The following is a 21,750-nucleotide window of genomic DNA, read 5'->3' as shown; positions in this document are numbered from 1 at the left end:
GTCCCGGAAACGCCGGCGGCCATCCCGAGCCCCGTGTCGATCAACCCCGCTGAACTTGGTCCGATCGCTCCCACACCGGTCGCGCAGGCGGCGGTTGCCAGCGAAGTGCCCGGACACACGGCGTCTTCGGGACATGCCGAAGAACCGGCCGTCCCGCCCGTTGAAAGCGTTTCGCCCGTGCAACGCGACGTCATGGAGGTTGCCGGCCAGGTTCCCGCGCAAGGGGCCGCAGAGCCTCTTTCTCAGCCCGAGCTGGAAGCATCGACACAACGCGCACCGCTACACGCCGCGCCACATCCCGCTCCCCCGCCAAGCCAGGGTCCAATCATCATCCCCGTCTCTGCCAAGGAGGCGCTGCGACCGACCCCCGTTCCCGCGCCGCCGCCGAAGCTGAAGAAGTCGCGCGGGTCGCGCAGTCAGGTCGTCGTCTTCCTCAACTTCCTGATGACCGTCCTCGTTTTTCTGACGATCGCTCTGGCGGGCGCGATCTACTACGGTCTGTCGACCTTCTCCGAACAGGGGCCCTCCACCGTCAACTCCAATTTCATCGTCAAGCCGGGCTGGGGTCTTGGCGACATCTCGCGCGGTCTCGAGGCATCCAACCTCATTTCCGACGCCCGTGTCTTCCAGTATGTAACGAAGAGCTTCCTGCGCGATCGCACGCTGAAGGCCGGCGAATACGAGATCAAGGCCGGTGCCTCGATGAAGGAAATCGTCGAGCTGATGGAATCGGGCAAGTCGATCCTCTACTCCGTCACCCTGCCGGAAGGCCTGACGGTGCAGCAGATATTCGATCGCCTGCGCGCCGACACGGTTCTCGAAGGCGACCTGCCGGCGAAGATGCCGGACGAAGGGACGCTTCGCCCCGACACCTACAAGTTTACCCGTGGCGCCAAGCGCGCCGAGATCGTCGCGCAGATGAAGGCGGCACAGTCGAAGCTGGTCGACGACATCTGGGCCCGCCGCTCGCCCGAGCTTTTCCTGAAAACGAAGGAACAATTCGTGACGCTGGCCTCCATCGTCGAGAAGGAAACGGGCAAGGCGGACGAGCGCACGCTGGTCGCCTCCGTTTTCCTCAACCGGCTTGAAAAGAAGATGCGCCTGCAATCCGACCCGACCATCATCTACGGCATCTTTGGCGGGGCTGGTAAACCGTCGGATCGTCCGATCTACCAGTCGGACCTGAAGAAGATGACGCCCTATAATACCTATGTCATCGACGGCCTGCCGCCGGGTCCGATCTGCAATCCCGGCCGTGCGGCGCTGGAAGCGGTCGCAAACCCGTCCAAGACCAGCAACCTCTACTTCGTCGCCGATGGCACGGGCGGCCATGTCTTTGCCGCGACGCTGGAAGAGCATAACGCCAATGTCAAGAAGTGGCGGCAGGTCGAGGACCAGCAGACGAGTCCCACGGGCACGGATGCAGGCGCAACGGCCCCTGCAGCGGCCCCGCAACAGTAGACATGCCGCGCAGGCCTCGATCTGGCCCTTCCGCACGGCATGCATCCGAACAAACACTTGAAGCTGATGGCGCGAATCTGAAAGATTGTGCCACGACTTCGCACGGACTTGGGGGCAGGGGCCTGATGGCATTGCAATCGATGACGGGATTTGCCCGTTCGGAAGGCGAGAGCGGCCGCTTTCGCTGGGTCTGGGAACTGCGCTCCGTCAACGGTAAGGGGCTCGACCTGCGCTTTCGTCTGCCGCAGGGCCTCGAGGCGCCGGAGGCCGACTGCCGCGCCACCGCAGGCGCCGTCTTCACCCGCGGCAACGTCCAGATCGCCCTGAACCTTTCCACACTCGACGAGCGGCTGGAAGCCGTCATCAATGAGGAGGCGCTTGCCGCACTTCTGGCGCTCAAGACGCGCCTGGGCGACGCCATCGATCCCGCACCGCTGACACTCTCGGCCCTGCTCGGCATGCGCGGCATCATCGATTTCCGCGAACCTGCCGAAGCGCCGGAAGCGGTGGAGGCACGCGCCGCAGCCCTGCTCGCCAGCTTCCGCGACGCCGTGGAAGCCTTGCGTATGATGCGCGAGCACGAGGGCGCTGCCCTTGCCGACGTGCTGCTCGGCCATGTGGCGAAGATCGAGGACCTGGCGCTGAAGGTCGAGGCCGACCCGTCACGCCAGCCCACTGAAATTGCCAGGCGATTGCAGGCACAGGTCGAGGCGCTGCTCTCCACCACGCAATCGCTCGACCGCGACCGGCTGCATGCCGAAGCCGCGCTGATCGCCACCAAGGCGGACCTGCGCGAAGAGATCGACCGGCTGAAGGCGCATGTCATCGCTGCCCGTGAACTGATTACCGAGGGCGGGCCGATAGGCCGCAAGCTCGACTTCCTGGCGCAGGAATTCAATCGTGAATCCAACACCATCTGCTCGAAATCCAATGCCGCGAGCGTGACGGCGCACGGACTGGAACTGAAGGTCGTGATCGACCAGTTCCGCGAGCAGGTCCAGAATCTGGAGTAGACCATGGCCGGCAACGCCAATCAGAAGACCATCGAACGGCGCGGCCTCATGGTGGTGATTTCCTCGCCGTCGGGCGCCGGCAAATCCACGATCTCGCGCAATCTGCTCGAGACGGACCGTAACCTCTCGCTTTCCGTCTCCGTGACGACGCGCGCCAAGCGCGGCAGCGAGATCGAGGGCATCCACTATCACTTCAAGAGCCAGCGCGATTTCGAACTGATGCGCGACGGCGAAGCCCTCCTCGAATGGGCCGCCGTCCACGGCAACTATTACGGCACGCCCCGCGCCGAGGTCGAAAAGGCCATGGCGGAGGGCCGCGACATGCTCTTCGACATCGACTGGCAGGGCGCCCAGCAGCTCCAGGACAAGATGCGCGGCGACGTCGTCTCCATCTTCATCCTCCCACCCTCCATCGCCGAACTCCGCGCCCGCCTTCACCGCCGCGCGGAGGACAGCGAAGACGTCATTGCGACACGGCTCGCCAACGCCAAGGCGGAGATCGAGCACTGGCACGAGTATGACTATGTGGTGGTCAACGACGATCTGGAGCGCGCGTTTGGTGCGGTGAAGGCGATTGTCGAGGCGGAGCGGCTGCGGCGCGATCGTCGGCCGGGGTTGTTCGGGTTTGTGTCGGGGTTGTTGGGGGAGTGAGGGGCTAATTTATGTTTACAACATAAAACCCAAGGTTGACATTGTTGAGCCGGTTTTGGATATCCAAAATTGGATACGTAGGCAAGCTACAGCACGGCCTCATGAAAATTCGAGATTACAATGGCAGATAATTCACAGCAGATACTTGATGATGTATTGCATCAACAGCGTCAGGAGCTGATCCCCGAGGTTTCGGAGCAGGATTATTTTGAAGTATTTTGCGCGGAGCAAATACTAAAAGATTTTGATTTGTCCTACGATGAAATAGAAAATGGTATCGTCGACGGAGAGCACGATGGCGGGGTTGATTCGATTTATGCTTTTGTAAATGGAGAGCTTATCTACGAAGATTTTGACACATCTCCATTTAAAAAGGATGTCCAGATTGAGCTGCATATCATTCAGTCAAAGACGTCTGGCGGGTTTAGTGAAGTTCCGGTAAACAAGCTGATTTCCCTTTCGAGGCATTTACTGCGACTAGACGCCGATTACGCTCAATTTAGTCAATACAACGACGCGGTTAAGGCAGCTATCGATAACTTTAGGATTGCCTATCGTAGTTTGGCGTCTCGATTTCCGGGTCTCAAGATTTGTTACTATTATGCTTCGAAAAAAGCCGACGCTCACGTTCATGACAATCTAAAACTGAAAGCGGACGAGTTGAAGAAGGTTGCTGAGGAACTGTTTCAGGGTTCCGATGTTTTGGTCGAATTTCTCGGCGCGCGGAGGCTGCTTGAATTGGCTCGGCGACGGCCAAAGACGACCTACGAGCTTAGGGTTAGCAAGAGCCTTAGTGCTGTAAATGGTCACGTAGTGCTGACTACACTCAGCGAGTATAATAAATTCCTGCGTGCTGGGGGAGACAAGGTCAAGGCTGAGCTATTTGAGTCTAACGTCCGCGACTTTCAGGGGGATACCGAAGTCAACGCGGAAATCGGCAATACTCTTAGGAATGAGAAAGCCGTCGAATTTTGGTGGATGAATAACGGTGTGACTATTTTGGCCAGCAGAGCAACACTGAATGGAGATACTGTTACTATAGAAAATCCTCAGATTGTGAACGGTCTTCAGACATCTACACAGATTGCTCGCCATTTTGACACGCATTTCGGTGATGATCATCGGAACGTGATGGTGAAGATCGTCTCGGCAGACGACGAAGAAACCAGAGATAAAATTATTAAGGCGACAAACAGCCAAAATGCTGTCCAGCCCGCAACATTGCGCGCGACCGATAAAGTACAAAGAGATATCGAGGAGACGCTGAAATCGGCGGGCTTATACTATGATAGGCGCAAGAATTTTTACAAGAACGAAGGAAAACCTGCTGATAAAATAATCAGTATACCTCTTATGGCTCAGGCTGTTATGTCTATAGTACTCGGTCGGCCGGATACAGCTCGGGCTAGACCTTCGTCCCTCATTAAGGATAACACAGTCTATTCTCAGGTGTTTTCGGAAAATCATCCGATATCAATGTACACGCATGCAGCGGCCTTAATCCGAAATGTTGATAAGGTTCTCAAAGTTCGTTCTGAAATGACCGCGCGCGATCGTTCCAATCTGCGTTTCTACATACTCCATTGGTTGAGCTGTATGGCAGTGGGAAAGGTTCCCGTAAGTACAAACGATCTTTCAAATCTCGACATTAAATCGGTAAGTGACTCCGACGTTGAAGCCGCGTCCGACGAGGTTTGGAAAATTTACGATATCTTGGGCAAGAGTGATCAGATTGCAAAAGGTCCGGAGTTACGGCGATTAGCACTGGAAGGACTTAAAGAAAGACTCCACGGACAGATCAGATAGTCAGTTACACGAAAATTTCGGCTCATGGGAAATCTGATGCGAGGCAGGGGGTAGTATTGAGGCCGCTGTAGCGCAAGCGTGTTGCCGCTCAAAAAACCTTCACCCAGCCACCGCCTTCCTTGGCCTCCCGCCCTTCGCTCCATTCGCTCGCGCCGATACCGTCTTCGCTTCCGACTTGACCTGTCCCGCTCGCCGCGCGAGCTCCTTCTTCATCCACTCCCGCGTTCCGAAAATCCCGGCGACCAAGGCAGGTACATAGAGGTCCACTTCGAGCGCGGGCCAATAGAGGTCCAGGCCCAAACCTTCGACTTCAATAGGGGCTAGGTCCCCAGCGCTTGCACCTTGCAGGTCCTGCACGAGATGAATGGGGAAGGCGTAGGTGCAGCCGTTGACAAGGTCGATGACGACCCGTCCGCTTTCGCGATCATAGCGGGCGGCTTGCGCGCGCATTTCCGTCTCCAGCACCGCGCGTCCGCGCGCCTCCGCGGCGTCAAATTCGGTGTCAGTCGGTTTGCCCATGAACACGCTCCCATTCCTGCAAAAAGTGACTACGGCATGTGCTCACTTCATCGACCAGCCGCCGAAGGTCCGAGCGCTTGATGCCGATGGTCCAGACGACCTCTGGTTCGCCATCCGAGCCCAAAAGGTTGATCTTGGCTTGCCCCGGTCCGGTTATATGCACATGCGCCGGTTCATGATCGGCGGTGTAGATGACGAACCGGAAGCCATGCGCGCGATGAACAACAATCATAAATAACCCATCCGTTGGGTTTTGCAAGAACGCGGCGGATATAATGAATTTCAGCTTAGAGTAGAAAATTCTACTCCGCAACGATACACGCGAACCCTCAGATGCGAGCTGCTGTTGGGAAGCCGCGATCCCGCCCGCTCCAACCAAAGTCCTGTTGCACAACCGTCATCTGCGGCTCATATGGTTGGACTGATATTCTTTTGGAGCAGGGCGGACCCATGAGCAGATTGCATTCTGAAAACCATCTCGTCTCACGCATCGGCTGGCTCCGCGCCGCTGTGCTTGGGGCCAATGATGGGATCGTGTCGACGGCGAGCCTGATCATGGGGGTGGCATCCGCTTCCGGGGCACGTTCGGAAATTCTGGTGGCCGGCGTGGCCGGGCTTGTGGCGGGTGCGATGTCGATGGCCGCCGGGGAATATGTTTCGGTCAGCTCGCAGTCCGATACCGAAAGCGCCGATCTCGCGCGTGAGCGCAAGGAGCTGGAGACCCAGCCGGCGGCGGAGCTTGACGAACTGGCGCAGATTTATGTCGATCGCGGGCTGACGCCTGATCTGGCAAAGCAGGTCGCGCAGCAGCTGACCGCGCATGATGCTCTGGGCTCCCATGCGCGCGATGAACTCGGCATTGTCGAGCATCTTGCTGCGAAGCCGGTCGAGGCGGCGCTGACCTCGGCGGCCACCTTTGCCGTCGGTGCTGCCCTGCCGCTCCTGATGGTTTTCATCGCGCCGCAGGCAAGCCTTGTCTATGTCGTCGCCATCGCCTCGCTTCTCTTCCTCGCTCTTCTGGGTGCCGTCGGGGCGAAGGCGGGGGGCGCCGGTATCGTCAAGGCGACCGCGCGCGTGACCTTCTGGGGTGCGCTCGCGATGGCGCTGACGGCGGGTATCGGCAAACTGGTAGGCGTCGCCGTCTGACCGGCTGAGCGAGGCTTCCTCCCGATCCTGGGGCCGGCAATCTCTCTGGCCTGCGTTTGATCCAGAACAAGGCCGCCCGCTGCCCGATCTCCAGAGTGAGTGACTGGCCCTTGTTTTGGGCGATGCCTCTGGAGGGGCCGTCATGAACCACACGAACGAAGATCGCGTGAAGATCGCGTTGCTGGCGATCGCGGCCACCGGGCTCGTGCTCGGCCTTATCCTCCTTCTTTCGGGACAGGAGAACGTCGCGCGGCTCATCTGGGCCGCGGCGACCGCGCCCATCCTCGTTGCGCTTCTGGTGCAGATCGTCCGCAGCCTGCTTCGGAGAGAACTCGGGCTGGATATCGTCGCAGCGCTGTCGATGAGCGCGGCTCTCGCCTTTGGCGAGGCGCTGGCGGCCGTCATCGTTGCGCTCATGTATACGGGCGGCTCGTTTCTGGAGAGCTTTGCCGAAGGGCGAGCCCGGCGCGAGATGCATGCGCTGCTGGCGAGAGTGCCCAGAATGGCGACGCGCTACGTCGACGGCGGGCTGAAAGAGGTTTCCGTTGACGATGTCCTGCCGGGCGATCTGCTCTTGATCCGGCAGGGCGATGTCGTGCCGGTCGATGGCACGGTGGCCTCGCCGCATGCGGTTCTGAACATGTCGGCGCTGACGGGCGAGTCGCTGCCGGTGCCTGCATCGCGGGATGATGCGGTCCTCAGCGGCGCGACGAATGCGGGTGACGCGTTCGACCTCGTGGCGACGCGCGAGGCGCGCGACAGCACCTATGCCGGCATCGTCCGGCTGGTGGAGAATGCACAGGCCTCCAAGGCGCCGATGTCGCGTCTCGCCGACCAATGGTCAGTCGGCTTCCTGGTACTGACGCTCTTGATTGCAGGAGCCGCCTGGTGGCTTACCGGCGATCCCATCCGTGCGGTGGCGGTGTTGGTCGTCGCAACACCCTGTCCCTTGATTCTGGCGGTGCCTGTGGCGCTGGTCGCGGGCCTTTCGCGGGCAGCGCATTTCGGCGTACTCATCAAGGGCGCCCGCCCGCTCGAAAACATGGCGCGCATCCAGACGATCATTCTCGACAAGACCGGCACGTTGACCGATGGCCGGCCGCAGATTGCCTCGGTGCTTTGCGCGGAAGGCGAGACGGAGGACGAGATCGTGCGGCTCGCGGCCTCGCTGGATCAGGCCTCGAAACATCCGATCGCGCAGGCCATCGTGACGGCAGCGCGTCAGCGCGGTCTTGAGCTGGCGCTTCCCTCCGACACGCGGGAGTTTCCGGGAGACGGCGTGAGCGGCAATGTTGGCGGCACTCCGGCTGTGGTGGGCGGCTACAGCTTCGTCGCAAGGCATGCGGAGGCCGCGCGCCTGCCGCTTCCAGAGGCGGAAGCTGGCTCCGTCATCGTTGCCGTCGCCGTGGCGGGCCGGATCGCCGGCTACATCGTCATGGCTGATCCCGTGCGCGAGGAGGTGGTCGAGATGTTGGCCGGGCTGCGGCGCGAAGGCGTGCAGCGTATTCTCCTGGCGACCGGAGACCGTGCGGCGGTGGCCGAACGCATTGCCGGGGGCCTGGGGCTCGATGGCATCCATTCCGGCCTGACGCCGGACCAGAAGGTGCTGGTCGTGCTCACGGAGCGCAAGAACGGCGCCGTGATGATGGTCGGCGATGGCGTCAACGACGCGCCGGCGCTCGCTGCCGCCGATGTCGGCGTGGCCATGGGGGCGCGGGGGGCTGCGGCTTCTGCGGAAACCGCCGATGTGGTCCTTCTGGTCGACCGGATCGAGCGGCTGCGCTCCGGCATCGAGATTGCCCGGCATTCGCGGCGCATTGCCATGGAAAGCGTGGTGGTGGGGATCGGCCTGTCCGTGCTGGCCATGATCGCGGCAGCCTTCGGCTATCTTCAGCCGGTCGAAGGCGCGCTACTGCAAGAGGCCATCGACGTCGCAGTGATCCTGAACGCACTGCGTGCGCTGCGCATCACCCCCTCCGTCGTCTGACGGATCAGACCAGATTGGCCAGCCGGCAGAATTCTTCCACAGAAAGCGTTTCCGCCCGCCGCTGCGGGTCAATGCCGGCCTGCAACAGCAGCGCCTCGCCGCCAAGGCTCTTCAGACTCTGGCGCAGCATCTTGCGCCGCTGGCCGAAAGCGGCCTCGGTGACGCGGCCGAGTTTCTTCGCATCGCAGTCGATGGGGTTTTCGCGCGGCGTCAGGTGGACCACGGTCGAGGTGACTTTCGGCGGCGGTGAGAAGGCCTGCGGGGGGACATCGAATTCCATATGCGCCTTCGTGCGCCAACCGGCAAGCACGGCAAGCCGTCCGTAATGGTCGTCATCGGGTCCGGCAGTAATGCGTTCGCCCACTTCCTTCTGGAACATCAGCGTCAACGACTGCCAGAAGGGCGGCCAGACGGGCGGCAACAGCCAGTTGAGAAGCAGTTGCGTTCCGACATTGTAGGGGAGGTTGGCGATGATCGCGACCGGGCCATCATTGGGCGCGAGGCTCGCAAAATCCGTTTTCAACGCATCGCCGCTAATGACCTCCAGTTTCCCGGGGTAATGCGCGGAAATCTCGGCCAATGCCGGCAGGCAGCGCTCGTCACGCTCCACGGCAATGACCTTCTTCGCATTCAGCGAGAGAATTGCGCGCGTCAGGCCTCCCGGACCGGGACCGACCTCGAAGACGGTCAGGTCATCCAGCTTGCCTGCGGTGCGGGCGATCTTCTGCGTCAGGTTCAGATCGAAGAGAAAGTTCTGGCCGAGCGACTTCTTCGCATCCAGCCCATGCGCTGCAATCACATCGGAGAGTTTTGGCAGGCCGTCTATCGTCGCCATGTCAGGCAGCCCTCTCAGCCATGTCTGCGGCCATCTTCAGAGCCGCGATCAGGCTGTCCGGCTTCGCCTTGCCAGTCCCGGCAATGGAAAAGGCCGTCCCGTGGTCCGGCGAGGTGCGAATGAAGGGCAGGCCCAGCGTCACGTTCACGCCGTCGTCGAAGGCGAGCGTCTTGGCGGGAATCAGCGCCTGGTCGTGATACATGCAGATCGCCACGTCATAAGTCGCGCGGGCCGCCGCGTGGAACATCGTGTCCGCCGGCAGGGGTCCAAAGGCGTCGATGCCCTCGGCGCGAAGCCTTTCAATCGCCGGGCGGACGATGGCGTCGTCTTCCCTGCCCAGCGCTCCACCTTCACCGGCATGGGGATTGAGGCCGGAGACGGCCAGACGCGGTGATGCGATGCCGAAGCGGACGGTGAGGTCGCGCGCGGTAATCCGCGCCGTCTCAACGATCAGGTCCTCGGTGAGTTCCTCGGCAATTTTGATCAGCGGAATGTGGATGGTCACCGGCACGGTACGGAGCGCGGGGCTGGCGATCATCATCACCGGGCGAGGGGCTCTGCCCCCCGGCTCCGCGGCGAGATCGGCAAGATATTCCGTATGTCCGGGAAAACGAAAGCCGGCCGAGTATAGGACCGACTTGGCAATCGGGCAGGTGACGACCGCGCTCGTCCGGCCTGCGCGCGTCTCCTCGACAGCGCGCCGGATCGCCTCAATGGTCGAGGCGGCGTTGGCGCCGTCAGGGGAACCAGGAGTGACTGCCGCATCGCCGGGGATGGACAATACGGGAAGCGCGGCGTCGAAGGCTGAGTTGACCGTTTCCGCTGTCGCTTCCGCGATCGGGATATCAAGGCCGAGCGAGCGCGCGCGCGCCGAAAGCGCGTCACGATCGCCCAGATAGAGGAAGGGTGTAAGACCATGCTCGCCACGCTTCGTCCACGCCATCAGCGCGATATCGGGGCCAATGCCAGCCGGATCGCCCTGGCTGAGCGCAAGCGGTTTCCGTGGCATCGGCTGGTCCTTGCCCGTCACTTCATGACGACATTGGCTTTGGCGCGGAGCTCTTCCAGAAACTTCTTGGCGTTTGGATCGACTTCGTTCTGCTTGCCGGGCTTCTTGAGGTCCTCTTCACGGAACACGGCCGCTGCTGCGGCGTCGTCGCTCACCTCACGCTTCGAGCAGATGGCGATGAATTCCGCGCCGCGCGGTGTGACCTGCGCCGCCGTGGTGCCACCCATGGGAGCCTTCTTGATCAGCTCCTTCCAGTTGTCGGGAAGCTCGGGCTCCAGGAAGCGTCCGAGATCCTTGACGGAAACGTCGTGCATGGTTGCAGCAAAAGCCAGTGCCTGATCACAACCTGGAAATTTCTTGCGCGAGGCCTCTGCCTCGGCTTTGCGCTTGCCGGCAATATTCTTCTTGGCTTCCGGAACGACGAAGATGATCTGCTTGAGAATATATTCATTCACCTTCGGGCGGTTGGCGCCGCTTTTTGCAATGCGCGCGCCGATGTCGCCGGCGGTCATCTTGTTGCTGTCGCCGAAGCGGGCCTGCACCGCGCGCGGCCAGCTCATCGAAATGGCGATGAAGGATTTGAAGTGATCGACGGTCACGCCGGCCTGCTTCATGATGGTGTTGAGCTGTTCGAGCGATAGCTTGTTGTTGGCGGCGAAACGCGCATAAGCGGCATCGACCTCCTCGTTGCTCACAGATGTGCCTGTCGAAAGAACACCAATCCGTTCAACGGCTTCGTCGATGAGCTGCTGCTTGGCCAGACTGTTCAGGTTTCCCTTGGCGCGCTGCAGGCGCAGAAAGCTCACACGCTTTGCAACATCACCGCTGCTGATCGGGGTGCCATTGACAACGGCGACGACCGTTGTGCTTGCGGCTTGCGCAGTCATCATCTGCGGCGCAACTGCCGGTGCGACGATGGTCATTCCAAAGGAGATCGAAAGCGCGGCGACGGCCGCCTTGAAGCTCAACATTTCAAAATTCCTTCCAGGGCAAGTCATAACTCACCGATGACTTGCCGCTGCATAACATGATGCTGCAAGTCATTCAAACTGCCGCAGTGGATAGATTGGATTTTGGGCGAAGTCGCGGCGCGCCAGGGCCCAAATCAGAAGGACGAACTGGTAGCATCGCCCACACGAACGTCGCCAAGCGTCCGGAAGGTCAGTCGGGCGCCGACTGCCCAGTCGCTGCCGGAGTTGTTCGAGGTATCGCGGGTCGAGGTGAAGCCGATCGCGAAAATGGTGCATTCATCTTCGTAGCTGAGGCCAACCGTGCTCGAGTTCAGATAACGCTTGCGCAGATCGTAGCTGACCGTTCCATAAAGCTTCCAGTAGTCCTTGAACTTGACGCTGTTGGTCAGAATGATCTGCTCTCGATTTTCCGCTGCGCCGTATTCAGGTTGCGCGCCAATCCGCGAATAGGTTGCCGCGACATTGTAGAACTTGGACGAATAGCTCAGCGTGGAATCAAGCCGTGCGACCTGGAAGTTTTCCTTCTTCAGGCGCAGGCTCTCAGTCAGGCCCAGGCCAAAAGGCGTCTGCACGTTGATCATGCCGACATAGTCGGAGGCCTTCTTGTCGAGACCCGAATTCCACCCGGCGTAGACAAGGTCGGTCTGCGCGAAGGAATTGCGCCCGGCCACCTGGAAAGACTCGCCGGCAATCGCGTTGACAGAATAGCCGCTGTCGAACGTGCCTTTATAGCGAATGCCAAGATTGGCGCGCGTTCCGCCCTCGATCCGGTCGTAGCCGGCAAACTTGTCGCGATCGAAGAGGTTCGTCGCATCGAACACGAAACTTTGCGAATCCTCGTTTGGCAGGCGGCCGGCCATCTGCTCGTCGGGTCGGATGAAAATCTGTCCAACCGGCTCGATGATGTGCTGGCTGCCTGGCATGGTAATCAGGAACGGATAGCTGACTTCTGTTCCCGCCGTGATCATGGAGCGTGTTGCCGCGACGCCCGAGTAGAAGCTGCCAGCATAGGTATAGGTCGCGCTTGATGGCGCTTTCATGCCGATCTGGAACGCATCCGCGCGGGCTGCCAGAACGGGCGTCACCACAAGGCCGCCGTCGCTCACGAACCGGCGACGCCATTGTGCGTCGGCGCTGAGCCGGCTGGTTTCGCCGCGTACGCCCGGAAAACGGGTCGTCGTACCGGCTGTATAGGCTGCGAGACCGCGATGCGTCAGATTGGTGAAGTTGAGGTTGTAGCTCAGCTCCCCTCCGGCGACAGGCTTGTCCAGGACCGCATTGTAATCGAGAACCGGATGGACAAAGGCCTGCTGATACTCCGCCGTATTCTTCGGGTCAGCATCCTGCACATCGAAATAATAGGAGCGGACGTCAAAATAGTTCCGCTTGCCCAAACCGGTGAGGTAGATCTGGTTTGTAAATGTCGAACTGTTGAGACCCTTCAGGCTATAGGTTCGCGAGAAGTTGTTGTCGGTCTGCGCCATCACATCCCAGCCGAATGTCCAGCGGGGGTTGATCTGGAAGTTGCCGGTGCTGCGGACCATGCCGCGCTGTGTTCGCAACGAGTCGCTCGTTCCCGCGGCAAAGACTTTCGCCTTCATCTGGCTGATGCCCGCCATCTGCAAGGTATGCGTTCCGTTGTCGAAACGCTGCCGCAGTTCACCGGTGAGCAGCAGGCCCTGAGTAGAGTATACGGTCGGACTGAAGGTGAAATCGGTGCTCGGATTGATCACATAGTAATAGGGGACCGTCGCGCCGAAGCCGAGATTCTGTGCCGAGCTGAAGGTCGGGAAGAGGAAGCCCGACTTGCGCTTCACGGTATGGTCCGGCACTTCGATGAACGGCAGATAGGCGATCGGCATGCCGAAGAGTTCAAGCCGCGTGCCTTCCAGACGAACAGTATGTGTTTCGCCGTTCTCGATGACCTTGCGGGCCTTCACCTGCCAGAGCGGCGCCTTTTCCGGCTGGTCGGCGCAGGGCTTGCAGGCCGTATAGACACCATTCTGCAGCACGAACACGGTCGAGTTGACGCGCTGGCCGCTTTCCGCAGCGATATGGGTGTCGTCCGTCGTCTCGATACGCAGGGAGTTGATGAAGCCCTGGCCGAAATCGTCCGTGACGTCCATCTTGTCGGCGTAGATCTTGTTGCCGTCCGGCTCGACCACTTCGATCTTGCCGTCGGCGATCAGGCGCCCGGAAGCCTGGTCGTAGGTGACATTGTCGGCCACCAGCTTGTGGCCCTTGTAATTGATCTTCACAGCGCCGGATGCCGTGACCTTCTTGTGGTCGCGGTCATAGACGAGCTGGTTGGAGGACAGGTAGAGCCTTGTTGCGTCGTCGCTCTGCTGATCCGGCAGCGGCAGGACTTCCTGCGCCACCGAGGAATCAAAGGCAGCAAAAAACGCGCATGCTGCCACGCCTGCAAGCAAGGCAGTTCTCACGGTCGAAACGATCGCGCCATTCATTACAGCCACTAGCCATCCTCTTGATGGAGCAGGATGGTTGCACCGATAGCCAAAGCCACAATGGCCGGTATCCAGGCCGCAACGAACGGAGGTACTACACCGCTGCTACCAAATGCCTTTGCAAGCATCGTCACCACATAAAGCATGAAGCCGGAAAGGATTCCACCCAGAATCAATCCCGGCGATTGCGAAAGCCGGCTGAATTTTAACGAAACGGTGCCGGCAATCATCACCATGGCGATCAGGAAGAGCGGCATGGAGAGAAGTGAGTGATACTGCGTCTTGAGCGCGTTCGTGGAAATGCCAAGGGCCGTGTTCGCCGCGATCTTGCGCGGAAGATCAAAGAAACCAACGGTTTCCGGCTGGGAAAGCTGCTCCTGAACGAACTCGCGTTTCAAATTGGTTTCCAATTGTACTGTCGTGATACGCTTCGGCGGTTCGCCCGGCCGAGTCTCCAAAACGTTGTTAAGCTGCCAGTAACCACGTTCCAAGATCGCTTTGTCGGCATCCTGCCTCAAAACGATATTTCCCTGTGGATCGAAGTGGAAAATCACCACCCCGGCCAACGCCGTTCCATTCTCGCCGACACTTCGGGCTCCGATAATCGCGTCGTCGTTCCTGGTGATCTGCCGTAGCCACGGAACGCTCGCAGATTGAGACGAGGATGAGACACCTGCGCGCGCCTCCACGCTCGATGCAGTCAGCATACCGTAAGCAGCCAGCGGGTTGAGCACCGTCGTGACAAGGAGCCCCGCGATCATCGCGCCGAAGATAAAGGGTGCCATGAACTGCCATACCGAAATACCCGCGGCGCGGGTAACCACCAGCTCGTATTTCCTGTTCAGCGCAACAAGTGTGATGATGGATGAGAACAGCACGACGAAGGGTGCCGTCTGCTGCAGGAGCAGCGGCAGCCGAAGAAGCGTGATCCAGAAGGCGTCAGTCAGATGTGACTGCGACGAATCGGGGATCTTGCTGGAGTTCTCGCTGAAGTCGACGAGAAAGATGATGGCCGCCACGCCGAGGAAAAACCATCCCAGCGTCTTCATGTAGCGCCCGAAGAAATAGCGACCGAGTGTCCAGGGGATCGACATGGATCAACGGCCTCCACCGGCTCTTGCGCCGCCAAAACGCATCCTGCCCAATCCGCCAGTAATCCACGCAGGCAGCCGGAGGGCGCGGGCGCTGAGAACAAGCGCCATCGTACCGGCGATGATTGCCAATGGAACCGCGTATAGAAGCGGAATGAAGATTGGCGCCTCGGCGATCTGGTTCGACATATAATAGGAAAGCCAGCGCAGAACGAAAGCAATCGCGAGTGAGGAAATTACGGGGTGCAATCGAATTTCGCGCTGCGTACGTGCTCGGCCCGCGATCGCAAAGGCGATCAAGCCGTAGACCAGCGGGAAACTCCATTCCGTCAGTCGCCGATGCAGTTCAGCCGTGTATTCGCCCCGGTAGGCTTTCACATCGGGGTCCTTCTCGTCCGGATGGAAAAGGAAGGGCAGGTCGCGGTCGATGGAGCGCAACGTCATGCCGCCGCGCGATTTTGTCAGCTGTGACAGGTCAAAGGCATAGGAAAGGAATTTCACGACAGAGATGTCGCCGTTTGCGGTGCGCCTGTCCACTTCGCCGTCATGCATGACGAGGGTGGTTCCCGTGTCGTCGATCGCGCCTTCCTTGGCATAGTAGACGAGTTCCGAATCGGGGTCTCTGTAGTCGGCAACGAAGATGCCGCTCAGCGTGCGTCCATGCAGACGCTTCGAGATCTGCAGATACAGTCCGTCATCGATCTTGCGGAACGTCTTTTCTTCGATGACGGAGGAAAGAAGGTCGGCATAGACCGCGGCAATCATCTTGCGCGCCTGAACGCGCACGATCGGCTCGACCAGATTGTCGACAGCAAAGGAAACGGCACAGGCGCCGAGCGCGACAATGAAAACCGGCCGCAACAGGCGACGGCGCGGCATCCCGGCCGCGTCGATGACCGCGAATTCCGAATCGGCGTTCATCGCCGAAAATGTCTGCGCCACTCCGATCACGAGGCCGAAAGGAATGACCATGGGGATGATTGTGGGAAGGATCAGGCCCGCCAGCTGAAAGAAGGACGAGATCGACTGCCCGCTATCGGTGACCAGATTGACGCGTGCCAGAACCTGAACGATCCATATCACGGCGAGCACCGGCAGGATCGAGGCGACCGCCATCTTCACCACACGCAGGGCTATATAACGTTCAATGAGCGTCATGCATTCTCTAGGCTCTGGGCTGTCCAGATCCGTTTTATGGACCCGGTGCAGCGGTTATCGTCAAATAGGTCCCCAAAGCCCTGATGTACACCCTCGTCGACCTCCTTGTGCCTGATCGCGAATGTGACAGACTCGCTTTAGCATGACGAGTGTGGCGAAAATAGAGGCAAACAGATTGCCTTACCATAGCGAGAAGCCCTATGCGGCACTCCTTTTGTCCGACGCGTTCCGCTCGTTCCAGCCGAAAAACGCTGCAAGCAACTCGAACACGATGATCGCGGAAAGCCAGGCAAGGACGGCGTCCGAAAGAAAATGGCGGCCGAAGAATACGCGCAGCAGAGCCGTGACGATCGAAAGTGTCAGGACCGGCCAGAACACGAAGCGGCGTGCATGCGGCGGGATGAGCGCAAGCAGGCAGAATAGCCAGCCTGCGCTGGCCGCCTCTCCGGAAATGAACGAGCAGTTCGACGTGCATGCGCCGGAAAAATCGCCAGCCGGAACGAAGGGAAGCGAACCGGAAAAGATGGAGGTGTCTGCGGGCCTCGGCCGGCCGGAATAGGCCTTGAGAATCAGATTGACGACAAGGCCGGTATCGATGATCCAGGCGCCAAGCGCCAAAAGCCGGTTCCTTCGGCTGATTTCCGGCCAGTCGAGCCTCCTGTCAATTGCCGGGACGAGAAGAGAGGCGGCAAGCGCAATTGCTGCAACGACCGGCAGATAAAGAAGTACGGTGCGGATAAACGCGAAGAGTGGAATTTCTCCCAGCGCAAAAATGCCGCACTGGCCCGCCACGCCGCCCGGCGCGCAAGCCGTCGTCGAATAGAAAAGCCGGGAGAAGCCGATATCGGCTGCCGGAAAAAGACAGAAGAACAAGAGAAGGGCAACCCAGCAGCCGGCAAGGATCCAGAAGCTTCTGAAGGGGCGATCCTGTTGCATGGTGCAGCATTCCTTTCGAGACGGTGGCTGTCTATCAACGCGCCTCTGATCGATCAAGCACCATCGTCTCTTGCAATTGTCCGCCGAACCGTGATGAAACGAACCATCATGAGAATTAGGCTTCCAGGAGGCGCATGTGGCCGGCGAAATCGACATCAAGGTGAAAAGGTCTGCGGACGTGAAGGGCGGTACGGTCATCGTCCTCAAGGCGAAGGACGCCGCCGCAACAGCGGGAACGCCCGAAATCGTGCCGATTGATATACTGGAGCGTGCCGAAAAGGCTTCGGATTTCAAGGCCGCGCGACTGTCCACCTGCGTCATACTTGCTCCGCATGGCTCGACTGCCGACAAGCTGATCGTGCTCGGTATGGGCGATCCGGAGAGCCTGTCGGAAAACGAGTGGCTCAATGCCGGCGGCGCTGCCGCTGCCGCATTCGGCAAGGCTGCCGATGTCACGATCTTTCTCGATATGCCGGACGCATCACCCGATGCGCAGATGCTTGCGCAATTCGTTCTGGGCATCCGTCTTCGCGCCTATAAATTCGACCGCTACAAGGTCGCGACGAAGAAGTCGGAAGACGAGGGCGCGGATCCGGCCAAGGTGAAGGTGACGGTGGTGGCCGCCTCGGCAGCCGATGCGAAGAAGGCGCTTGCGGCTTCGGAGGCCATCGCCGGCGGCGTGGTGTTGGCGCGCGATCTCGTCAACGAGCCCGCAAATATTCTCGGTCCGCTGGAATTCACGGAACATGCAGTCGCGCTCGGCAAGCTTGGCGTCAGCGTGGAGGTGCTGAACGAGAAGGATATGAAAAAGCTCGGTATGGGCGCGCTTCTTGCAGTAGGGCAGGGGTCTGTGCGACCGCCGCGTCTCGTCGTCATGCAGTGGCAGGGCGGCAAAGCCGGCGAACAGCCCGTCGCTTTCGTCGGCAAGGGCGTCGTCTTCGACACCGGCGGCATCTCGATCAAGCCGGCCGGCGGCATGGAAGAGATGAAGGGCGACATGGGCGGTGCGGCTGCCGTGACCGGACTCATGCATGTGCTGGCGGCACGCAAGGCGAAGGTCAATGCCGTCGGCATTATCGGGCTCGTTGAAAACATGCCGGATGGAAATGCCTATCGCCCGGGCGACGTCGTTACCTCCATGTCGGGCCAGACGATCGAAGTTTTGAACACCGACGCAGAAGGCCGTCTCGTCCTTTCAGATGCGCTGCACTACTGCAACGATCGCTTCAAGCCCAGGCTGATGATCAATCTGGCGACGCTGACGGGCGCGATCGGCGTGGCGCTGGGGCCGCATCACGCGGGCCTTTTCTGCAACGACGATGCATTGGCGACAGCCTTGACGGATGCCGGGCTGAAGACGGCGGAAAAGCTGTGGCGCATGCCGCTGGGCAAGGACTACGACAAGATGATCGACAGCAAGATCGCCGACATGAAGAACACCGGTGGCCGGCAGGCTGGCGCCATAACGGCCGCACAGTTCCTCAAGCGATTCGTCGGGGCCACGCCCTGGGCGCATCTCGATATCGCCTCCACGGCGATGGGTGCGCCGTCCACCGAGGTCAACGCCTCGTGGGGTTCGGGCTTCGGTGTCAGGCTTCTGAACGCCTTCGTTGCCGACAATCACGAGGGCTGACCGCTGGCGGAGATCCTCTTCTATCACCTGACCGAATCGAAGCTGGAGGAGGCGCTGCCGCCTCTGGTCGAGAAGTCGGTCGCGCGCGGCTGGAGGGTAGTTCTCCAGTTCGCCGCGGAGCAGGTGCGTGACCAGATCGACGGACATCTCTGGACATGGCGGGAACACAGTTTCCTGCCCCACGGCGTCGACGGCGGCGAATTCGACGCGCGCCAGCCGATCCTGCTGACGACGGGTGAGGAGAATGCCAATGGCGCCAACATCCGGTTTCTTTGTGCCGGAGCAGAGCTTCAGGATGTGAACGGCTACGATCGCGTTGTCGTGATGTTCGACGGGCACGACAACGCGCAGCTGGATCGCGCACGCGGCCAGTGGCGCCTCTTCTCTGGGCACGACCATCAACTGACCTACTGGCAGCAGAACGGCACCGGCGGGTGGGAGCGCAAGGCCTGAAGGCCGGGCCGACCTTGCCTAGCTACCCGTTAGCGTGATCGTATTCGACACCCGCGGTCTGTTGATGCCGGTACGCGAATACGTATAGCTGCTCAGTCCCGTGACAGGCTTGAGGAGGGATGCGAAGGGCGTGGTGAGGCTGTAGGTTGCCTGCGCCACGATCATCTGCACGCCACTCTGGAGAATGGTCTTGGAAACGGTGATCGGCGGCTTGCTGCCGACGGCCCAGGACGAAGCGTTGTAGCCGCGCGACCAGGCGACTGTGGTATTCAGGGATGCATCCACGTTAAGAGCCGCAACGACGATCGTCAGCGACCCGTTCGGAAATGGCTGGATGATGGTCGACGTGCCCGAGAGGATCGCGTCGAGATTGCTGGTGGTCCAGCTTCCCTGCTGGGCGGTCAGGTCGGTCGTCGTTGAAGAGATCTGGCTCATCCGGCGATCGACCATCAAGGCTTGGCCGAAGTCTTCGGATGCGGCGATAAGAACGATGATGATCGGCAGGATGAGCGCGAATTCGACGGCCGAGATGCCGCTTCGGTCGGCTTGAAGTCTGCGCAGGCGGGTCTTGCAGCGGAGGGTGAAGTAACGAAGCCCGCGCATCAGGTCGGCTCGTTCTTGAAGAGGGCGGCGGCTCCCAGAATGTAGGTGCCGTCCTTCAGCGTCGAGCCCGCGAAGTTATAGAGCGGCAGGATAGGCATCCAGGGCAAGTACACGTGAATGAGGACGTAATTGCCGCTTGTGCCGGTATTGTACTGTTCCGTAACGGTCAGCACGCCATTCGTCGTCGGCGGTGTGTTGTGAATGGACGCCATGTCCGTGACAACGCTGGCGACGACAAGCACTTTCGACGAGCAACCGAAAGAAAGCGCCAGATTGGCGCAGAGATCGTTCTTGAAGCTGGTAATCGTCCAGGCATTGGTCGTGGAGTAGCCCGTTCGAACCTTGCGCGCCGTTTTGGTCAGTGCGCCATCCAGGCCGGTCTCGATGAAGAACATCAGTGAAATCTGGATGATCACGAAGATCAGCGTGAAGAATGGCAGCACCAGCAGCGCGAACTCGACGGCGGCAGCACCCTCTCGGTCGCCCCGGAAGGCGGGCCACAACGCGCTCAGGCGACCCATCATTGCGTCAGTCTCACCGAGCTGAGATAGCTGTTGAAAATGGTCGATAGTCCGCTCGCGATGTCCGTCTTGTCACTTGCCGAGATGAAGAGTTGGCTGGAACTGGCGCAATCGGTGAGCGCATATTGCAGATAGTCTCGTCGCGGTGTGCTACCGGAGACACCGGACCTGATAACGCCGCCCCAGTTGGAATACCAGTTGGCGCTGTTCATGCTCATGCCAAGCGTCGCGTTGTAACCCCAGTCGTATGTGATCGCGAGATATTCCGTATCCAGCACCCCGATCGTCACCCCGTTCGCCTTGAGCGGGCTGCACCAGGCCGGGTTCATCGGCGCGACATAGGTCTGAGTCGTCGAACTTGTCAGAACCCACGGGCGGCTCGATTGCGCGCCGTCGGTCAGAATCAGAACCAGCTTGAGCGGCTTGGCCGCAGACGACCCGTCGCCCGCCGTGCCGACGAGTTTCGTCAGCGTGGTGAGCATATTGTTGAAATAGGTCACTGGCTGCGAGGTGGCGCTTGTCAGCCCGTAGCTGTCGTCGGTCAGCGCCTTCTTCAGGGTGGTCGTCGAGGACGTCTGCGGAACCGCCGTATAGAGATTGTCGCCGAAATAGTAGAGGCCGGCGGTGATGTGCGGCGTCGTCGCATTGGACGCCGCAATCATGTCGACGACCTGTCCCGTCGCCGTGAGGGCGACGTCGGTCCGCAGCGTGATGGGCGTGCTGCTCGTCGCGTTATAGGCCTTCACCAGGTCGAAGATATTGTAGAATATCTGATAGTTATACCGAAAATAGTTGCCGTCGAAATCGTGGCACGCGAATTCGCACTTGGTGTAACTCCTGAAGAACGTTGCGGGGTCCGAATAGGAGTTGTTGTAAAGCAGGTTGAGGAATGTCGTTCGGTCAGCCTGCGATGCGGGTAGCAGCATCGATGCGGACTTGTCCAGAACGATATAGACCTGCAGATAGGAACTCGACGGGCCCTTCGCCACGGATTTGGCGGCCACCGCCACGGTCTTCAGCCCCGTCAACCGCATGAACACGGTCGGGACCGTTGCATTCAGTGTGGCAGAAACGACGTGGTTCGTGGTGTCCACGCTGATGTTGTTGATCGTATAGGCGGTAGATGTCAGGTTGGCGTCAGCGGAAATCCAGTCGGTGATCTTCTGCTGCAGCTGCTGGTTCGTGACAACGCTGGAGTCCTTGACGGCCGCAATCAGCGCGGCGTCCAGGTCGGCCTGCATTTTTGTCTGGGTATTGTAGGTGCGCGCGAGGTCTATCCCTGTTCCTACGGCCAGGATGACAGGCGTTACGACCAGCGCAAAGGTAAGACCGATATTGCCGGCGCGGGCTTTCGCCAGTTGCCGGAAAGCTCTCCGGAAATAATTCCTGCGGGGGCGTTTGGGTCCGATCATCCGGTCATGCACTCAAGAACAAGGTTTATCAGTCTCTTCTGTAGTCTATTGAGGTTTCGGCTTGATTAAGCTCCTGGCCC

General features: G+C 60.0%; 20 protein-coding genes. 8 read left to right on the top strand and 12 right to left on the bottom strand.

Annotation, left to right across the window (positions count from 1 at the left end):
- Positions 1–192: 192 nt before the first annotated feature.
- From mltG to ABID16_RS07100, 4 genes are all read left to right on the top strand, one after another.
- A complete protein-coding gene (mltG, locus tag ABID16_RS07115; protein ID WP_354555923.1) occupies positions 193–1,461 on the top strand; it encodes an endolytic transglycosylase MltG in 1,269 nt (422 codons plus the stop codon).
- A gap of 125 nt (positions 1,462–1,586) precedes the next feature.
- Positions 1,587–2,474: a YicC/YloC family endoribonuclease gene (locus ABID16_RS07110; protein ID WP_354555595.1), complete on the top strand. Its 888-nt coding sequence runs from the start codon at positions 1,587–1,589 to the stop codon at positions 2,472–2,474.
- Between the two features lie 3 nt (positions 2,475–2,477).
- A complete protein-coding gene (gene gmk / locus ABID16_RS07105; RefSeq protein ID WP_354555594.1) occupies positions 2,478–3,125 on the top strand; it encodes a guanylate kinase in 648 nt (215 codons plus the stop codon).
- Positions 3,126–3,245: 120 nt separating this feature from the next.
- Positions 3,246–4,931 carry an AIPR family protein gene (locus tag ABID16_RS07100; protein ID WP_354555593.1) on the top strand — a complete coding sequence of 562 codons (1,686 nt, stop codon included), beginning with the start codon at positions 3,246–3,248 and terminating at the stop codon, positions 4,929–4,931.
- Between the two features lie 99 nt (positions 4,932–5,030).
- Here ABID16_RS07100 and ABID16_RS07095 read toward each other — a convergent pair whose 3' ends face one another.
- Together ABID16_RS07095 and ABID16_RS07090 are read right to left on the bottom strand one after the other, a co-directional pair.
- Positions 5,031–5,450 (bottom strand): DUF2442 domain-containing protein, encoded by a 420-nt coding sequence (locus ABID16_RS07095; protein ID WP_354555592.1) that lies wholly within the window; start codon positions 5,448–5,450, stop codon positions 5,031–5,033.
- Positions 5,434–5,682 carry a DUF4160 domain-containing protein gene (locus ABID16_RS07090; protein ID WP_354555591.1) on the bottom strand — a complete coding sequence of 83 codons (249 nt, stop codon included), beginning with the start codon at positions 5,680–5,682 and terminating at the stop codon, positions 5,434–5,436. Before ABID16_RS07090 ends, ABID16_RS07095 begins: the two co-directional genes overlap by 17 nt.
- A gap of 218 nt (positions 5,683–5,900) precedes the next feature.
- Between ABID16_RS07090 and ABID16_RS07085 the strand changes: the two genes are divergently transcribed.
- On the top strand, positions 5,901–6,596 hold the full coding sequence (locus ABID16_RS07085; protein WP_354555590.1) for a VIT1/CCC1 transporter family protein: 696 nt from the start codon (positions 5,901–5,903) through the stop codon (positions 6,594–6,596).
- Between the two features lie 142 nt (positions 6,597–6,738).
- Positions 6,739–8,583, top strand: coding sequence for a heavy metal translocating P-type ATPase (locus ABID16_RS07080; protein WP_354555589.1), 1,845 nt, complete (start codon positions 6,739–6,741; stop codon positions 8,581–8,583).
- Positions 8,584–8,587: 4 nt separating this feature from the next.
- Here the strand turns inward: ABID16_RS07080 and rsmA are convergent, their stop codons facing one another.
- The 7 genes from rsmA to ABID16_RS07045 all read right to left on the bottom strand — a co-directional run bounded on the left by rsmA (position 8,588) and on the right by ABID16_RS07045 (position 17,048).
- The gene (gene rsmA, locus ABID16_RS07075; RefSeq protein ID WP_354555588.1) at positions 8,588–9,418 is read right to left on the bottom strand and encodes a 16S rRNA (adenine(1518)-N(6)/adenine(1519)-N(6))-dimethyltransferase RsmA; all 831 of its coding nucleotides are present in this window, start codon (positions 9,416–9,418) and stop codon (positions 8,588–8,590) included.
- A 1-nt stretch (position 9,419) separates the two neighbouring features.
- On the bottom strand, positions 9,420–10,427 hold the full coding sequence (pdxA, locus tag ABID16_RS07070) for a 4-hydroxythreonine-4-phosphate dehydrogenase PdxA (RefSeq protein WP_354555587.1): 1,008 nt from the start codon (positions 10,425–10,427) through the stop codon (positions 9,420–9,422).
- 17 nt (positions 10,428–10,444) lie between these two features.
- Complete coding sequence (locus tag ABID16_RS07065) at positions 10,445–11,398, bottom strand: SurA N-terminal domain-containing protein (RefSeq protein WP_354555586.1); 954 nt, start codon at positions 11,396–11,398, stop codon at positions 10,445–10,447.
- A 134-nt stretch (positions 11,399–11,532) separates the two neighbouring features.
- The gene (locus ABID16_RS07060) at positions 11,533–13,863 is read right to left on the bottom strand and encodes an LPS-assembly protein LptD (RefSeq protein WP_354555922.1); all 2,331 of its coding nucleotides are present in this window, start codon (positions 13,861–13,863) and stop codon (positions 11,533–11,535) included.
- Between the two features lie 8 nt (positions 13,864–13,871).
- Positions 13,872–14,957, bottom strand: coding sequence for an LPS export ABC transporter permease LptG (lptG, locus tag ABID16_RS07055; protein WP_354555585.1), 1,086 nt, complete (start codon positions 14,955–14,957; stop codon positions 13,872–13,874).
- Positions 14,958–14,960: 3 nt separating this feature from the next.
- Positions 14,961–16,112, bottom strand: coding sequence for an LptF/LptG family permease (locus tag ABID16_RS07050; protein ID WP_354555584.1), 1,152 nt, complete (start codon positions 16,110–16,112; stop codon positions 14,961–14,963).
- Positions 16,113–16,310: 198 nt separating this feature from the next.
- Positions 16,311–17,048: a phosphatase PAP2 family protein gene (locus ABID16_RS07045; protein ID WP_354555583.1), complete on the bottom strand. Its 738-nt coding sequence runs from the start codon at positions 17,046–17,048 to the stop codon at positions 16,311–16,313.
- A 136-nt stretch (positions 17,049–17,184) separates the two neighbouring features.
- On the opposite strand from ABID16_RS07045, the gene ABID16_RS07040 reads away from it, so the two are divergent.
- Both ABID16_RS07040 and ABID16_RS07035 read left to right on the top strand, forming a co-directional pair.
- The gene (locus ABID16_RS07040) at positions 17,185–18,681 is read left to right on the top strand and encodes a leucyl aminopeptidase (protein ID WP_354555582.1); all 1,497 of its coding nucleotides are present in this window, start codon (positions 17,185–17,187) and stop codon (positions 18,679–18,681) included.
- A gap of 3 nt (positions 18,682–18,684) precedes the next feature.
- Positions 18,685–19,134, top strand: coding sequence for a DNA polymerase III subunit chi (locus ABID16_RS07035; protein WP_354555921.1), 450 nt, complete (start codon positions 18,685–18,687; stop codon positions 19,132–19,134).
- A gap of 18 nt (positions 19,135–19,152) precedes the next feature.
- Here ABID16_RS07035 and ABID16_RS07030 read toward each other — a convergent pair whose 3' ends face one another.
- Genes ABID16_RS07030 through ABID16_RS07020 form a run of 3 tightly spaced genes read right to left on the bottom strand, consistent with a single transcriptional unit; the run spans position 19,153 to position 21,670 of the window.
- Positions 19,153–19,737 carry a TadE/TadG family type IV pilus assembly protein gene (locus ABID16_RS07030; protein WP_354555581.1) on the bottom strand — a complete coding sequence of 195 codons (585 nt, stop codon included), beginning with the start codon at positions 19,735–19,737 and terminating at the stop codon, positions 19,153–19,155.
- Positions 19,737–20,261, bottom strand: coding sequence for a TadE/TadG family type IV pilus assembly protein (locus ABID16_RS07025; RefSeq protein ID WP_354555580.1), 525 nt, complete (start codon positions 20,259–20,261; stop codon positions 19,737–19,739). The genes ABID16_RS07030 and ABID16_RS07025 overlap by 1 nt, the downstream gene beginning before the upstream one ends.
- Positions 20,258–21,670, bottom strand: coding sequence for a TadE/TadG family type IV pilus assembly protein (locus ABID16_RS07020; RefSeq protein WP_354555579.1), 1,413 nt, complete (start codon positions 21,668–21,670; stop codon positions 20,258–20,260). Before ABID16_RS07020 ends, ABID16_RS07025 begins: the two co-directional genes overlap by 4 nt.
- Positions 21,671–21,750 lie beyond the last annotated feature (80 nt).

The organism is Limnomicrobium aquaticum (genome assembly GCF_040545545.1).
In the GTDB taxonomy this organism is placed as follows: domain Bacteria; phylum Pseudomonadota; class Alphaproteobacteria; order Rhizobiales; family Rhizobiaceae; genus Ensifer_A; species Ensifer_A aquaticum.
Note: the sequence above shows the minus strand (reverse complement) of the source record. Positions and strands in the feature narration are given on the sequence as shown.

Excerpts from the sequence above, each read along its gene's own strand:
- mltG (WP_354555923.1), top strand. The coding sequence starts at position 193 with ATGGAGGTTGCCGGCCAGGTTCCCGCGCAAGGGGCCGCAGAGCCTCTT.
- ABID16_RS07110 (WP_354555595.1), top strand. The coding sequence starts at position 1,587 with ATGGCATTGCAATCGATGACGGGATTTGCCCGTTCGGAAGGCGAGAGC.
- gmk (WP_354555594.1), top strand. The coding sequence starts at position 2,478 with ATGGCCGGCAACGCCAATCAGAAGACCATCGAACGGCGCGGCCTCATG.
- ABID16_RS07100 (WP_354555593.1), top strand. The coding sequence starts at position 3,246 with ATGGCAGATAATTCACAGCAGATACTTGATGATGTATTGCATCAACAG.
- ABID16_RS07095 (WP_354555592.1), bottom strand. The coding sequence starts at position 5,450 with ATGGGCAAACCGACTGACACCGAATTTGACGCCGCGGAGGCGCGCGGA.
- ABID16_RS07090 (WP_354555591.1), bottom strand. The coding sequence starts at position 5,682 with ATGATTGTTGTTCATCGCGCGCATGGCTTCCGGTTCGTCATCTACACC.
- ABID16_RS07085 (WP_354555590.1), top strand. The coding sequence starts at position 5,901 with ATGAGCAGATTGCATTCTGAAAACCATCTCGTCTCACGCATCGGCTGG.
- ABID16_RS07080 (WP_354555589.1), top strand. The coding sequence starts at position 6,739 with ATGAACCACACGAACGAAGATCGCGTGAAGATCGCGTTGCTGGCGATC.
- rsmA (WP_354555588.1), bottom strand. The coding sequence starts at position 9,418 with ATGGCGACGATAGACGGCCTGCCAAAACTCTCCGATGTGATTGCAGCG.
- pdxA (WP_354555587.1), bottom strand. The coding sequence starts at position 10,427 with ATGCCACGGAAACCGCTTGCGCTCAGCCAGGGCGATCCGGCTGGCATT.
- ABID16_RS07065 (WP_354555586.1), bottom strand. The coding sequence starts at position 11,398 with ATGTTGAGCTTCAAGGCGGCCGTCGCCGCGCTTTCGATCTCCTTTGGA.
- ABID16_RS07060 (WP_354555922.1), bottom strand. The coding sequence starts at position 13,863 with ATGAATGGCGCGATCGTTTCGACCGTGAGAACTGCCTTGCTTGCAGGC.
- lptG (WP_354555585.1), bottom strand. The coding sequence starts at position 14,957 with ATGTCGATCCCCTGGACACTCGGTCGCTATTTCTTCGGGCGCTACATG.
- ABID16_RS07050 (WP_354555584.1), bottom strand. The coding sequence starts at position 16,112 with ATGACGCTCATTGAACGTTATATAGCCCTGCGTGTGGTGAAGATGGCG.
- ABID16_RS07045 (WP_354555583.1), bottom strand. The coding sequence starts at position 17,048 with ATGCAACAGGATCGCCCCTTCAGAAGCTTCTGGATCCTTGCCGGCTGC.
- ABID16_RS07030 (WP_354555581.1), bottom strand. The coding sequence starts at position 19,737 with ATGCGCGGGCTTCGTTACTTCACCCTCCGCTGCAAGACCCGCCTGCGC.
- ABID16_RS07025 (WP_354555580.1), bottom strand. The coding sequence starts at position 20,261 with ATGATGGGTCGCCTGAGCGCGTTGTGGCCCGCCTTCCGGGGCGACCGA.
- ABID16_RS07020 (WP_354555579.1), bottom strand. The coding sequence starts at position 21,670 with ATGATCGGACCCAAACGCCCCCGCAGGAATTATTTCCGGAGAGCTTTC.